Origin of the sequence: Peribacillus alkalitolerans (genome assembly GCF_010882125.1) — a bacterium.
In the GTDB taxonomy this organism is placed as follows: domain Bacteria; phylum Bacillota; class Bacilli; order Bacillales; family DSM-1321; genus Bacillus_BN; species Bacillus_BN alkalitolerans.
The window spans coordinates 12,873-25,812 of sequence record NZ_JAAGVZ010000015.1 but is presented as its reverse complement, the minus strand read 5'-3'; the positions used below and the strand labels follow the sequence as shown (position 1 = coordinate 25,812).

The window sequence follows — 12,940 nt, the reverse complement described above, 5'->3', positions numbered from 1 at the left end:
TTGAAAAAAGGATTATACGTTGAAACGGAAATGAATAACATCTCCATCTTGAACGAAGTATTCTTTACCTTCTAAACGAACTTTCCCGGCTTCTTTTGCAGCATTCATTGAACCACCTGCAAGCAAGTCATCGTAAGATACTGTTTCAGCACGGATAAATCCACGTTCAAAGTCAGAGTGAATGATACCAGCACATTGTGGTGCCTTCATCCCTTTGCGGAAAGTCCATGCGCGTACTTCCTGGACTCCTGCAGTGAAATACGTAGCTAGTCCCAATAAGCTGTATGCAGCACGAATCAATTGATCAAGTCCAGACTCTTCAATTCCTAGTTCTGACAAGAACATTGCCTTTTCTTCACCATCAAGTTCAGAAATTTCTTCTTCGATTTTGGCACAGATTACGATAACCTCAGCATTATCACCTGCTGCAAATTCTCTTACTTTTTGCACATATGGATTATTAGAAGGATCAGCTACATCATCTTCACCAACGTTAGCTACATATAGTACAGGCTTTATCGTTAACAAATGTAGGCTTTTTGCAAGCTTTAATTGTTCCTCAGAAAATTCGACTGTACGGGCAGGCTTTTCATTTTCCAAAGCTTCTTTCAGCATTTCTAAAACTTCCTGTTCAGCCATTGCATCTTTATCTTTTTGCTTTGCCATTTTTCCAACTCTGGCAAGACGTTTATCGACAGATTCAAGGTCAGCTAAGATAAGCTCTAAGTTGATTGTTTCGATATCATCAATCGGATCAACCTTACCAGAAACGTGGGTAATATTTTCATCTTCAAAGCAGCGGACAACTTGGCAGATTGCATCTACTTCACGAATGTGAGATAAGAATTTATTACCAAGTCCTTCTCCCTTACTTGCCCCTTTAACAATTCCAGCAATATCCGTGAATTCAAATGTTGTTGGAACTGTTTTCTTAGGTTGAACAAGTTCTGTCAATTTTTGTAAACGCTGATCCGGAACTTCCACGATCCCTACATTAGGTTCAATCGTACAAAACGGATAGTTTGCAGATTCGATTCCTGCTTGTGTAATTGCATTAAATAGAGTTGACTTCCCAACGTTCGGTAAACCAACGATACCAGCTGTTAATGCCATACCATTTTCACTCCTCTAATAGTCTGTAATCTATGAATAAACACAAATAATTTTTTATCAAATCATTTCTTATGAAACCCTAACCAATTATAGAGATTTCCCTATAAAAAGACAAGCATGCTTCTTATCAAAAGGATGCCTGGAATGTTATTGTTTATTTTTTTCTATATTTAAAGGGTACTTCTAACAAATTCACGGTTTGAGAGATACTTTCCGAAATCTGAAACACAGGTTCCACGTGAAACCATCCTCTTCCATTTATTTATGATTTTGGCCACCTAGTCTCTTTGCTCCACTGCAACCAAGTTATTCTAATATAGAAAAAGCATGCTTCATTCAGCATGCTTGACTAAGATCTTTTTCATTTTTCTTGTAAACTCTTTACGAGGAATCATGACACTGTGGTCACAGCCCTCGCATTTAATCCGGATATCCATGCCCAATCGAATGACTTTCCACCGGTTTATGCCACAAGGATGGGGTTTTTTCATTTCTACGATATCATGTAATCCAAATTCCTTTTGTTCCATTCTTGTTTCCTCCCTATCCCCTTTGTTTCTTCTCTCTTTCATCTTGTCTGTTATACATCACCATGCGTGGGAACGGTATTTCAATACCATTCTCGTCCAAACACTGTTTAATTTCTTTACGTAATACCCTTGATATGAAAAAGTGTTTCATCGGTGCGGTTTCTGCAGTTATTCGATAAACAACTTCAGAAGGGCCTAAAGTTTGTACTCCCAAAAGTTCAGGTGTCTTAATCAAGTCCTCATATTTATCAGGCATGGTCACTAGTAAATCCTTAATCACTCGCTCTGCTAGTTCCATATCTCCTTCATAAGCAATGCTTACATCCACAACTGCAACACTATTATGTATTGAAAAATTCGTCACTTCCAATATATTTCCATTTGGAATGATATGGACTTCCCCAGTAAAACTTTTCACTTTTGAAGTTCTTAATCCAATTTCCTCGACTGTTCCCTCAAATTGGCCAATTCGAACATAATCCCCTACTGAAAATTGGTCTTCTAAGATGATAAAAAAGCCAGTAATTACATCTTTCACTAAGCTTTGTGCACCAAAACCTACTGCAAGTCCAACTATCCCTGCCCCTGCCAATAATGCCTTCACATCGATGGTTAAAGCTTCTAAAATCATCATTAAAGCAATAAAGAAAATGACATATGTAAGGACATTCTCTAATAACTTTAATATAGTGGCTTCTCTTCTTTCTGAAATCCGAAGAGGACTTTTAGATCTTACGAGGAAGAATTTTCGGATGATAGATTTTCCAATTCGGATGGCTAATCCAGCCAAGAATACAATGACTAAGATTTTAATCATTATTTCCCCTACATTAATCCAAAGATTTTCATTTGATAATTTTTCTACATATCTATTGGTTATTTTTTCGGTGTAACTCATATCGCACCTCTCTTTCAATATTCTTTACATGAAGTTTTTACTTAAGTGTTAGAAGGGTATAAGAAAAGATCATTATAAATAGTTTCTATGATGAATATGTTGTTAAGAGTAGATTTACGATATGAACATCTTTATTATAATGCCCTTTTTTCACAATCTCCACTACTGCATGTATACAATTTTCTGAATTTCCGTATACTGTTACTACATTTATAGAGGAGTGGGACTTAAATGAATTTTAATCCGGGATTTTTAGATAACAGTCGAGATAAGACCAGTAGAATCATATTCGAAGAACAGGACGCTGTAAAAAGAATATCAGAAGATTTACTTTCATTGTTCCCTGTCTCTAGAATCCAAAACGTTGTCATTGTTTGTATTGGAACCGATCGTTCAACGGGAGATTCCCTTGGCCCACTAGTTGGAACCTTCCTTTCAGAAAAAAGTCCCACTTTCCATGTATACGGTACATTAGAAGATCCCATTCACGCCGTTAATCTTGAGGAAAAATTAGCCCATATTAAAATGAACCACCATAACCCTTTTATCATTGGAGTGGATGCCTGTCTTGGTAGACTGAAAAATGTTGGAACAGTTCAAATAGGTGAAGGACCAGTTAAACCAGGTGCCGGAGTAAATAAAGAACTGCCGCCTGTTGGTGATGCTCATATAACTGGCATTGTGAATGTTAGCGGGTTCATGGAATTTTTCGTCTTACAAAACACACGTTTAAATCTCGTCTTGAAAATGGCAAGGACAATAGCAGATGGCATCCACTTAGCAAATAAGCGTTACAAACCTACAAATACCTTCTCTAAATTCAGTTGGGGATTTGATCAGGAACAAGCTTCGCAGTAATCATAAATCCATTTAGAAATAAGTAAAGGAGTGACAAAATAATTGTCTCTCCTTTTTATAATTCTATATTAAAATAATAAAAAACTGAAACTAAAAAGGCTACGACAAGAATACCAGGCAATAGATTTGCTACCCTAATTTTCGTCAAACCAAGAAGATTTAATCCAATGGCTACGATCATAATACCACCTGCAGAGGTCATTTCCACTACAAATGAGTCCAATAGTGCCGCAGGAACAAATTTGTCAATTTGAGTAGCAAATAGGGCTATCGTACCTTGATATAACATAACTGGAACTGCGGAAAATAACACGCCAATACCAAGCGTTGTAGCAAGAATGACAGAAGTGAATCCATCGATTATCGCCTTAGTATAAAGTACATCATGATCGCCACGAATCCCGCTATCAAGCGCACCAATAATGGCCATTGCCCCAATCACAAATATTAATGTCGCGGTCACAAAACCTTGTGATATAGAGCTTCCTTCCGATGATCCCAGCTTTTTCTCCAACCAATTTCCCAGCTGGTTTAATTTTAAATCCAGGTCAATGAATTCACCAATTATTGCTCCCCCAACTAAGCTAAGGATAACAATCAGAAATTGTTCGCTTTTAAAGCCCATTTGTAAGCCCAAGACCATAACCGCCAATCCAATTCCGCTCATGACAGTATCCTTCATCTTCTGTGGAATTCTATGAAAAAGTTTTCCTAGTAAAGTACCAATGATGATACAAAGCCCATTTACAATCGTTCCTAAAAGAATCATTTTTATTTCCTCTGTATCTTACAATCCATTTGATTGTTTATTTTTGAAAAGCTATAAAGAAAAACACACTACATTTTTACATAATAGTGTGCTGATAAAATTATTATTTTTCCAATAAATCGAGGATACGGTTTAGATCCTCAGGTGAGAAAAATTCGATTTCAATTTTCCCCTTTTTCTTTTTTTGTGTAATCGTGACAGTCGTTCCGAATCGTTCTCTTAGATTCTCTTCCTGTTCACGGATAAATACGTCTTTTTTTACAGGTTTTTTCTCTGTTTCACGTGAAACATTCGAATTTACTTGTTGGATTAATTGTTCCAGCTGACGTACATTCAACTCATCCTTAACAATCTTTTCAACAATCAATTTCAGTTGTGTCTTTTTCTTCAATCCTAGCAATGCTCGACCATGGCCCATTGAGATTTTGCCTTCTGATATTAAATCCTGGATATCTGTTGGCAAGGATAAAAGACGTATATGGTTCGTAATGTGTGGACGACTTTTTCCTAACCTTTTTGCAAGCTCTTCCTGAGTTAATGAGAGCTTATCCAATAAGGATTGATAGGCGATTGCTTCTTCTATTGGAGTTAGGTCCTCACGTTGAAGATTTTCTAAGACTGCAAGCTCCATCATTTGTTGGCTTGTTAAGTCCCTTACTACGACAGGTACCTTTTTAAGTCCTGCTGCCTTGGCCGCTCTAAATCTTCGTTCACCGACGACAATTTCATATCCTTTGACACTTTTTTTCGCAATGATGGGTTGTAGAATTCCATGTTGAAGGATGGAATCCTTCAATTCTTCAATAGCTTCCGCTTTAAATAGCTTCCTAGGTTGGTAAGGGTTAGGTCTCAACTCTTTTATGCTAATCTCTATTACAGCATCTTCTTTCTTTGCCTCAAGATTTGGGAATAGAGCGTTAATCCCTTTTCCTAGTCCTTTAGCCATTTGAAACCACTTCCTTTGCCAAATCTAAATAAACCTCTGCTCCCCTTGACTTTGGATCATAAATGATAATCGGTTCGCCATGGCTCGGTGCTTCGCTTAAACGGATATTACGAGGGATGATCGTTTTATATACTTTATCCTGGAAGTATTTTTTCACTTCTTCTATGACTTGAATTCCTAGATTTGTCCTAGCATCCAGCATGGTCAGTAGCACGCCTTCAATTTTCAAGTCCTGGTTTAGATGTTTTTGTACTAGCCTTACTGTATTAAGTAATTGGCTTAGCCCTTCTAATGCATAATACTCACACTGGACAGGAATTAGGACTGCATCAGAGGCAGTTAATGCATTGATTGTAAGTAATCCTAACGATGGAGGACAATCGATAATTATATAATCATAGTCATCCTTCACTTCTTCTAGAGCGCGCTTTAAGCGTACTTCACGTGAAATAGTAGGAACCAATTCAATCTCCGCACCAGCCAATTGTATGGTGGCTGGCAATACATAAAGGTTTTCCACTTTTGCAGGCTTAATGACGTCCGATGCTTCCACATCATCTACTAATACATCGTAAATGCACTGATCGACATCGGCTTTTTCAATACCGATTCCACTTGTTGCATTCCCTTGAGGATCTATATCTACCATTAAAACTTTCTTTCCTATGTAAGCCAAGCAAGCACCTAAATTTACAGACGTTGTGGTTTTGCCAACGCCTCCTTTTTGGTTTGCTATGGAGATAATTTTACCCACGATGTCACCTACCTTACCCTTCCCTAAATATACTTTACATTTATATATTTCTATCAAACTATTTTTTATTTGAATGAATAGGACTGCACTTAATCTATTTTATCATGAAAGTATGTTTAGGAAATTTTTTTCTAAAAACTTTTAGTAATCTAAGTTAGTTTTGATCGTACTAAATAAGGGATAATAGCGTGAAGATGGAGAAAAGAATCAAAAAAAAACGACGAAAGAGTGGAAATATTTATTTCCCTTCCCTTCAGCCGTCGATTATCTGTATTTATCAATTAAACTATTTTTTAAGAACGTTTTTTAGGAATCTTAATGGTGAATTGATAAAAATCTTCAAACTCTTCTTCTTCAGAATCTAGATTGATTCCATTATCTGTCACCATTGTTAACGATTGCCTTATTGTATTTACAGCAATCCTCATATCTTTACTGAAAGCTTTACGCTTTGGTTTAGCCTTCTTATCAGGGGAAGTAAGCATTTTTACTACACGTTCTTCCGTCTGTTTTACATTCAAGTTCTTTTCAATGATTTCCTGTAATAAAAGGACCTGTTTTTGAGGATCTTTTAATGGAATTAAAGATCGTGCATGCCGTTCTGTTATTTTTTTTGCAAGCACGGCTTCTTGAATCTCTTGTGGAAGCTTTAATAGTCTAAGCTTATTAGCCACTGTAGACTGCCCAATCCCAAGTCTTTGGGCCAGTGCTTCTTGTGTCAGACTGTGCAATTCAAGGAGCTTACCATAGGCTATCGCTTCTTCAATTGGAGAAAGCTCTTCTCGTTGCAAATTTTCAATCAAGGCTACAGAAGCTGTTTCGGTATCATTGAAGTCTTTAATAAGAACCGGCGCAGTTTCCCAACCAAGCTTTTGCAATGCACGGAAACGTCTTTCTCCAGCAATGATTTCATATTTCCCTGCTTCATAAGATCTAACAACAATAGGTTGTATAATTCCGTGCGTATGAATCGTTTGAGCTAGTTCAGCAATTTTGTCATCATTAAATACTGTTCTTGGCTGATATCGGTTTGGAACGATATCCACTATGGGGATATTCTTAATCTCCTCGTTGTTACTTGGCTTTTCCACTTCTACCGTTTGTTCTTCCTTTTCGCCTATCCCAAAAAGTCGCGAAAAAGGCTTCATATCCCTACACCACCTTTATGAAACTCCCAATGATACATATTCTCTATAGAAACGACATGTTCCTTCTATAACTTGGCGACAAAATCAAACAAAATTCGAGAAACGTTTCACATGAAACTATATTATTAAACCATCAAGGGTCAATGATTTATCTGTTCTTGATACCAAAGATATTACCTTAATCAAACCAAATCTTCACCATTTATTCTATAGGTAATTTGTTTGGTGTGCCAGGCTTTCGAGGATATTTTTTAGGAGTCGACTTGAATTTCTTCACAGTGATGATATTTCTTTCACTTTCTTCAAAAGGAAGTAAGAACGAGTCTATCTTCTCAATTTCTCCTCCAAAAGTTGCAATCGCTTTCTTGCCCATATCAAGCTCTTCATTCGCGCTCGCGGCTTTCATAGCGACAAAATATCCATTTACTTTCACTAAAGGCATACATAATTCTGATAAAACCGACATTCTTGCAACCGCGCGTGCAGTTACAAGATCATATGCTTCACGATGTTTTGGATTTTGGCCAAATGTCTCTGCACGATCATGATAGAAATTGACATTTTCCAACTGTAGTGTTTTCGACAGGTGTTCTAAAAACGAAATTCTTTTATTCAATGAATCAACGATGGACACTTGAAGATGTGGGAAGCAAATTTTTATTGGAATGCTCGGGAATCCTGCTCCTGCTCCAACATCGCAAATGGATAATGATGCAGAGAAATCTAAATAAAATGCTGCTGAAATCGAATCAAAAAAATGCTTCAAATACACTTCGGGCTTGTCCGTAATAGCCGTCAGATTCATTTTCTCATTCCACTCAACAAGCAATTGATAATAAAGTTCAAATTGCTCGAGCTGCCTAGGAGAAAGGACAATGCCTTTCTCCGACAACAGCTGCTGAAATTGTTCAACATTCATTTTAATAACCTCGTTATGATAAGGATGGCTTTTCGAAAAGAAAGAATTAATTGATTCGTGCGATTTTCCCTTGTTCAATATATACTAACAAAATAGAAATATCAGCAGGGTTTACCCCTGATATCCTTGATGCTTGAGCAATGGACAATGGACGAACTTGCTTAAGTTTTTGTCTTGCTTCAGAAGCAAGACTAGAAATAGCATCGTAGTCGATGTTTTCTGGTATTTTTTTATCTTCCATTTTCTTAAGTTTATCGACCTGTTGAAGTGATTTTTCAATATATCCTTCGTATTTAATCTGAATTTCAACTTGTTCTTTTACATCTTCATGAAGCTCAATATCGCTTGGAGCTACCTTCTCGATGTGGCTATAATTCATTTCCGGTCTTTTTAGAAGATCTGCAGCTCGTATGCCATCTTTCAACTCACTTCCACCCACACTACGTATAATCTCTTGTAACTGTGGTGTTGGCTTCAATAATGTAGCTTGAAGACGTTCTCTTTCTGTCTCGATAGCCGCTTTTTTAATTAGGAAAGATTTGTATCGATCTTCTCTAATCAAACCAATATTATGACCAATTTCAGTCAAACGTAAATCTGCGTTATCATGTCGAAGCAATAATCGATACTCTGCGCGCGATGTCAGCAAACGGTATGGTTCATTCGTCCCTTTTGTGACTAGGTCGTCAATTAAAACGCCAATGTAGGCATCGGAACGGCTAAGGATTAATTCGTCTTTTTCTAATGCTTTCAGACCAGCATTAATACCTGCCATCAACCCTTGACCTGCGGCTTCTTCATAACCTGACGTACCATTGATTTGGCCTGCGGTATAAAGATTTTTCACTTTTTTGGTTTCAAGAGTAGGCCATAGTTGTGTTGGTACGACTGCATCATATTCAATGGCGTACCCAGCACGCATCATTTGAACATTTTCAAGTCCAGGAATCGAGGCTAACATTCTCATCTGAACATCTTCGGGCAAGCTTGTTGAAAGCCCTTGCACATATACTTCCTGTGTATTTTTCCCTTCTGGTTCTAGGAAAATTTGGTGTCTCGGCTTATCATTGAAACGAACTACCTTGTCTTCGATCGATGGACAATATCTTGGTCCTGTCCCTTTAATCATACCCGAATACATCGGAGAACGATGTAGGTTATCATCGATGATTTGATGGGTCATTTCACTTGTATAAGTTAACCAGCAAGGAAGCTGATCTGTAATATATTTTGTAGTCTCATATGAAAATGCCCTCGGCACATCGTCTCCAGGTTGAATCTCTGTTTTACTATAGTCGATGGTATGGCTATTAACACGTGGAGGCGTTCCTGTTTTAAAGCGAACTAAATCAAAGCCAAGTTCTTCAAGATGCTCAGAAAGCTTGATAGATGGCTGCTGATTATTTGGACCACTGGAATATTTAAGTTCCCCGAGAATGATTTCACCTCGTAAAAACGTTCCTGTTGTAATTACGACTGTCTTTGAACGGTAAATTGCTCCTGTTTGCGTGATAACTCCCTTACATTCGCCATCCTCAATGATTAAACGTTCTACCATCCCTTGCATCAACGTGAGGTTAGGCTCGTTTTCAATCGTTTTTTTCATTTCATGTTGATAAGAGAATTTGTCAGCTTGTGCTCTCAAGGCACGAACTGCTGGACCTTTCCCTGTATTAAGCATCCTCATTTGAATGTGGGTCTTGTCGATGTTTTTCCCCATTTCCCCACCTAGGGCATCTATTTCACGAACAACGATTCCCTTAGCAGGTCCACCTACTGATGGATTACATGGCATAAATGCCACCATGTCTAAGTTAATCGTCAGCATAAGCGTCTTTGCACCGAGTCGAGCAGATGCAAGGCCGGCCTCACAACCAGCATGTCCAGCACCTACGACCACAACATCGAAGCTGCCTGCTTCATATGACATATCATTACCCTCCTAATTTCTTTTCCCTTTATCTTTCGTTCATTATTTCCCAAGGCAGAATTGTGAAAACAGTTGATCAATTAAACTTTCATGTACGCTGTCCCCAATGACCTCACCAAGTAGCTCCCACGCCCTTGTGAAATCGATTTGGACAAGATCGATTGGAGTGCCGCTTTCAATTGCTTGAATTGCATCTTCCATAGCATTCATAGCTTGTTCAATTAGTGCAATATGTCTAGTGTTTGATAGATAAGTCATATCACCTGATTCGATGGTTCCTTCAAAAAACAGGGACGCTATCGCTTCTTCAAGCTCATCTACACCTTGATCTTCTAATAATGAGGTCGTAATGAGTGGATAATGGGCAGCAAGACCTTTTACTCGTTCCATATTTATTTTCTGTGGAAGGTCCGTCTTGTTAACAATGACGATAACGTCCATTCCTTCAACAGCTTCAAATAGATTTTCATCTTCTAATGACAAATCATCTGAATAATTTAATACAAGTAAAATTAAATCCGCTTCCTTTAATACTGCACGTGACCGTTCTACCCCAATACGTTCTACTATATCTTCCGTTTCACGAATTCCTGCCGTGTCAAGAAGTCTTAATGGAACTCCTCTCACATTGACATATTCCTCGATGACATCGCGAGTCGTTCCTGGTATATCCGTCACAATTGCTTTGTTTTCATGGACAAGACTATTTAATAAAGAAGATTTTCCTACATTCGGCCTTCCGACAATCACTGTAGAGATTCCCTCTCGCAAGATTTTTCCCTGTTGAGAGGTCTGCAAAAGTTTACTTAATTCTTTTTTGACATCCTCCGCTTTTTTCATGAAAAGCTGGTGGGTCATTTCTTCCACATCGTCGTATTCGGGATAATCGATGTTTACTTCCACATGTGCCAAGGTTTCCAGGATTTCTTGTCGAAGCTTTTTAATAAGAGACGATAATCGTCCCTCCATTTGGTTAAGTGCTACATTCATTGCACGATCGGTTTTAGCACGGATTAAATCCATAACCGCTTCTGCCTGAGACAAATCAATTCTTCCATTTAAGAAAGCACGCTTTGTAAACTCACCTGGTTCCGCAAGTCGTGCACCATTTGCGAGAACAAGCTTTAATACCCGATTGACAGAGACAAGTCCACCATGGCAATTAATCTCAACCACGTCTTCCCTTGTAAATGTCTTGGGACCTTTCATGACTGAAATCATGACTTCCTCTACCATTTCACCGTTCCTTGGATCAATGAGATGTCCATAATGGATGGTATGGGATTTTACATTGCCCAGCTTTTTCCCTTGAGGTCCCTGATAGAGTTTATCTGCAATAAGAATCGCTTCCTCTCCGCTCAGGCGAACTATTGCGATAGCTCCCTCTCCCATTGGGGTAGAAATCGCAGCAATCGTATCAAATTCCATTCCGCTTCACCTCTTTTTAATATATGAAAAACCTCTTACAGAGTAAGTTGATTCTATTACTGTCCATAATTCCCTAAATTACTACAATAGCACACGATAGATTGTAAAAAAAGAGAAATTACTTAAAAACGGACACACTTATCCACAATAAAAATAATTTGTATGGTTCATTGTAACTTATCCACATGTGAATAACAATTTTTCGAGTTTTTTCTTCAATTCGTTCTGTTTTTTGACATAAAAAAACCCCCTTGTCTAGAAGACAAAGGGGTTGAAATTCTATTATTTTTTCGATTCAAACGCAATTACGATGTGACGATGAGGCTCTGTCCCATGTGAATACGTACGAATTTGAGGATATTTCATTAAAGCGGTATGAATGACTTTACGCTCATAGGAAGGCATTGGCTCAAAGGAAACTTCTTTTCTTGTCCTGATTACTTTTTGTGCCATCCGATCAGCAAGCTGAGTTAAAGTTTCATTTCTACGAAGTCGATAATCCTCCGCATCAAGTAAAACTGTCATATACTGCTTGGAATATCGGTTTGCCACAAGCTGTGTCAGATATTGAAGGGAGTTCAAAGTTTGTCCTCTTTTTCCAATTAATAGAGCAATTTTTTCTCCTGATAACTGAATATGGAGGTTTTTACCCTCATTTTTCACCTGAATGTCAATTTCTACACCCATTTTTTCACTTACATTTCGGAGAAAACCGATAGCTTCATCAATAGGATCAGGATGAAGAACTACTTTAACAACAGATTCCTTCTTACCGAAAAGTCCTAGAAAACCTTTTTTACCTTCATCAATGATGGTGATTTCTACTTTTTCTCTCGTTGTTTGAAGCTGAGCTAAAGCGGATTCTACTGCTTCTTCGACATTTTGTCCTGTAGCAGTTACTTCTTTCACTTTTTCGCTCCTCCTGCAGTTGCATTCGCCTTTAAATCAGGCCCTTTAATAAAGTACGTTTGAGCAATCATGAACAAGTTCCCTACTACCCAATACAGAGATAATGCAGACGGGAAATTGATTGCAAATACGACAATCATGATTGGCATGATATAAAGCATCATCTGCATTTGTGGATTTCCTTCTTGACCAGCCATCATAATTTTTTGTTGGATAAAAGTTGTAATACCCGCTACCACTGGCAAAATATAGAACGGATCCTTTTCACCGAGATCGAACCAAAGGAAATTATGATTTGCAATTTCCTGTGTTCTCATAATTGCGTGGTAAAAACCAATTAAAATCGGCATTTGAACCAGTAATGGGAAACATCCAGCAAGTGGATTGACACCATGTGTCTGGAATAAAGCCATTGTTTCTTGTTGTAGCTTTTGTTGCGTTTGAGCATCTTTAGAACTATATTTCTCGCGAAGTTTTTGCATTTCTGGTTGAAGAGCTTGCATTGCTTTAGAGCTCTTTGTTTGCTTGATCATTAATGGTAAGATCAACAAACGGATTAAAAGTGTAACGGCAATGATTCCAAAACCAAAACTTCCTCCCAGAAATTCTGATACCTTTACAATCAGTAAAGACAGAGGATATACAATAAATTCATTCCAAAACCCTTTGCTTTCAGGTGTGATAGGTACATTTGTTTGCGTACAACCTGCGAGCAAAATCATCAATGACACTAATCCA

Annotated in this window: 13 protein-coding genes; 1 reads left to right on the top strand and 12 read right to left on the bottom strand. The window is 37.9% G+C overall.

Features of this window, described 5'->3' with window-relative positions; genetic code table 11:
- Positions 1-12: 12 nt before the first annotated feature.
- The 3 genes from ychF to G3O09_RS16395 form a co-directional block, all read right to left on the bottom strand.
- On the bottom strand, positions 13-1,113 hold the full coding sequence (gene ychF / locus G3O09_RS16405) for a redox-regulated ATPase YchF (protein WP_163102552.1): 1,101 nt from the start codon (positions 1,111-1,113) through the stop codon (positions 13-15).
- Between the two features lie 332 nt (positions 1,114-1,445).
- Positions 1,446-1,643 carry a DUF951 domain-containing protein gene (locus tag G3O09_RS16400; protein ID WP_163102551.1) on the bottom strand — a complete coding sequence of 66 codons (198 nt, stop codon included), beginning with the start codon at positions 1,641-1,643 and terminating at the stop codon, positions 1,446-1,448.
- A 13-nt stretch (positions 1,644-1,656) separates the two neighbouring features.
- Positions 1,657-2,541, bottom strand: coding sequence for a mechanosensitive ion channel family protein (locus G3O09_RS16395; protein ID WP_163102550.1), 885 nt, complete (start codon positions 2,539-2,541; stop codon positions 1,657-1,659).
- Between the two features lie 231 nt (positions 2,542-2,772).
- Between G3O09_RS16395 and yyaC the strand changes: the two genes are divergently transcribed.
- On the top strand, positions 2,773-3,399 hold the full coding sequence (gene yyaC, locus G3O09_RS16390; protein ID WP_163102549.1) for a spore protease YyaC: 627 nt from the start codon (positions 2,773-2,775) through the stop codon (positions 3,397-3,399).
- A gap of 55 nt (positions 3,400-3,454) precedes the next feature.
- On the opposite strand, the gene G3O09_RS16385 is transcribed toward yyaC, so the two are convergent.
- From G3O09_RS16385 to spoIIIJ, 9 genes are all read right to left on the bottom strand, one after another.
- The gene (locus G3O09_RS16385) at positions 3,455-4,168 is read right to left on the bottom strand and encodes a DUF554 domain-containing protein (RefSeq protein WP_163102548.1); all 714 of its coding nucleotides are present in this window, start codon (positions 4,166-4,168) and stop codon (positions 3,455-3,457) included.
- Between the two features lie 103 nt (positions 4,169-4,271).
- Entirely contained in the window at positions 4,272-5,114 is an 843-nt protein-coding gene (locus G3O09_RS16380) for a ParB/RepB/Spo0J family partition protein (protein WP_163102547.1), read from the bottom strand.
- Positions 5,107-5,868 carry a ParA family protein gene (locus tag G3O09_RS16375; protein ID WP_163102546.1) on the bottom strand — a complete coding sequence of 254 codons (762 nt, stop codon included), beginning with the start codon at positions 5,866-5,868 and terminating at the stop codon, positions 5,107-5,109. The genes G3O09_RS16380 and G3O09_RS16375 overlap by 8 nt, the downstream gene beginning before the upstream one ends.
- Before the next feature lie 293 nt (positions 5,869-6,161).
- On the bottom strand, positions 6,162-7,016 hold the full coding sequence (gene noc, locus G3O09_RS16370) for a nucleoid occlusion protein (RefSeq protein ID WP_163102545.1): 855 nt from the start codon (positions 7,014-7,016) through the stop codon (positions 6,162-6,164).
- 202 nt (positions 7,017-7,218) lie between these two features.
- Positions 7,219-7,935 carry a 16S rRNA (guanine(527)-N(7))-methyltransferase RsmG gene (gene rsmG, locus G3O09_RS16365; RefSeq protein ID WP_163102544.1) on the bottom strand — a complete coding sequence of 239 codons (717 nt, stop codon included), beginning with the start codon at positions 7,933-7,935 and terminating at the stop codon, positions 7,219-7,221.
- A gap of 46 nt (positions 7,936-7,981) precedes the next feature.
- Complete coding sequence (gene mnmG, locus G3O09_RS16360; RefSeq protein ID WP_163102543.1) at positions 7,982-9,865, bottom strand: tRNA uridine-5-carboxymethylaminomethyl(34) synthesis enzyme MnmG; 1,884 nt, start codon at positions 9,863-9,865, stop codon at positions 7,982-7,984.
- Positions 9,866-9,907: 42 nt separating this feature from the next.
- Positions 9,908-11,293: a tRNA uridine-5-carboxymethylaminomethyl(34) synthesis GTPase MnmE gene (mnmE, locus tag G3O09_RS16355; RefSeq protein WP_163102542.1), complete on the bottom strand. Its 1,386-nt coding sequence runs from the start codon at positions 11,291-11,293 to the stop codon at positions 9,908-9,910.
- Between the two features lie 282 nt (positions 11,294-11,575).
- Positions 11,576-12,202 (bottom strand): RNA-binding cell elongation regulator Jag/EloR, encoded by a 627-nt coding sequence (gene jag / locus G3O09_RS16350; protein WP_163102541.1) that lies wholly within the window; start codon positions 12,200-12,202, stop codon positions 11,576-11,578.
- Complete coding sequence (gene spoIIIJ, locus G3O09_RS16345) at positions 12,199-12,924, bottom strand: YidC family membrane integrase SpoIIIJ (RefSeq protein ID WP_420850350.1); 726 nt, start codon at positions 12,922-12,924, stop codon at positions 12,199-12,201. Before spoIIIJ ends, jag begins: the two co-directional genes overlap by 4 nt.
- Between the last annotated feature and the right edge of the window lie 16 nt (positions 12,925-12,940).

Coding starts and splice junctions, on each gene's coding strand:
- G3O09_RS16400 (WP_163102551.1), bottom strand. CDS start 1,643: ATGGAACAAAAGGAATTTGGATTACATGATATCGTAGAAATGAAAAAA.
- yyaC (WP_163102549.1), top strand. CDS start 2,773: ATGAATTTTAATCCGGGATTTTTAGATAACAGTCGAGATAAGACCAGT.
- ychF (WP_163102552.1), bottom strand. CDS start 1,113: ATGGCATTAACAGCTGGTATCGTTGGTTTACCGAACGTTGGGAAGTCA.
- rsmG (WP_163102544.1), bottom strand. CDS start 7,935: ATGAATGTTGAACAATTTCAGCAGCTGTTGTCGGAGAAAGGCATTGTC.
- G3O09_RS16385 (WP_163102548.1), bottom strand. CDS start 4,168: ATGATTCTTTTAGGAACGATTGTAAATGGGCTTTGTATCATCATTGGT.
- G3O09_RS16395 (WP_163102550.1), bottom strand. CDS start 2,541: ATGAGTTACACCGAAAAAATAACCAATAGATATGTAGAAAAATTATCA.
- noc (WP_163102545.1), bottom strand. CDS start 7,016: ATGAAGCCTTTTTCGCGACTTTTTGGGATAGGCGAAAAGGAAGAACAA.
- mnmG (WP_163102543.1), bottom strand. CDS start 9,865: ATGTCATATGAAGCAGGCAGCTTCGATGTTGTGGTCGTAGGTGCTGGA.
- spoIIIJ (WP_420850350.1), bottom strand. CDS start 12,924: ATGATTTTGCTCGCAGGTTGTACGCAAACAAATGTACCTATCACACCT.
- mnmE (WP_163102542.1), bottom strand. CDS start 11,293: ATGGAATTTGATACGATTGCTGCGATTTCTACCCCAATGGGAGAGGGA.
- G3O09_RS16380 (WP_163102547.1), bottom strand. CDS start 5,114: ATGGCTAAAGGACTAGGAAAAGGGATTAACGCTCTATTCCCAAATCTT.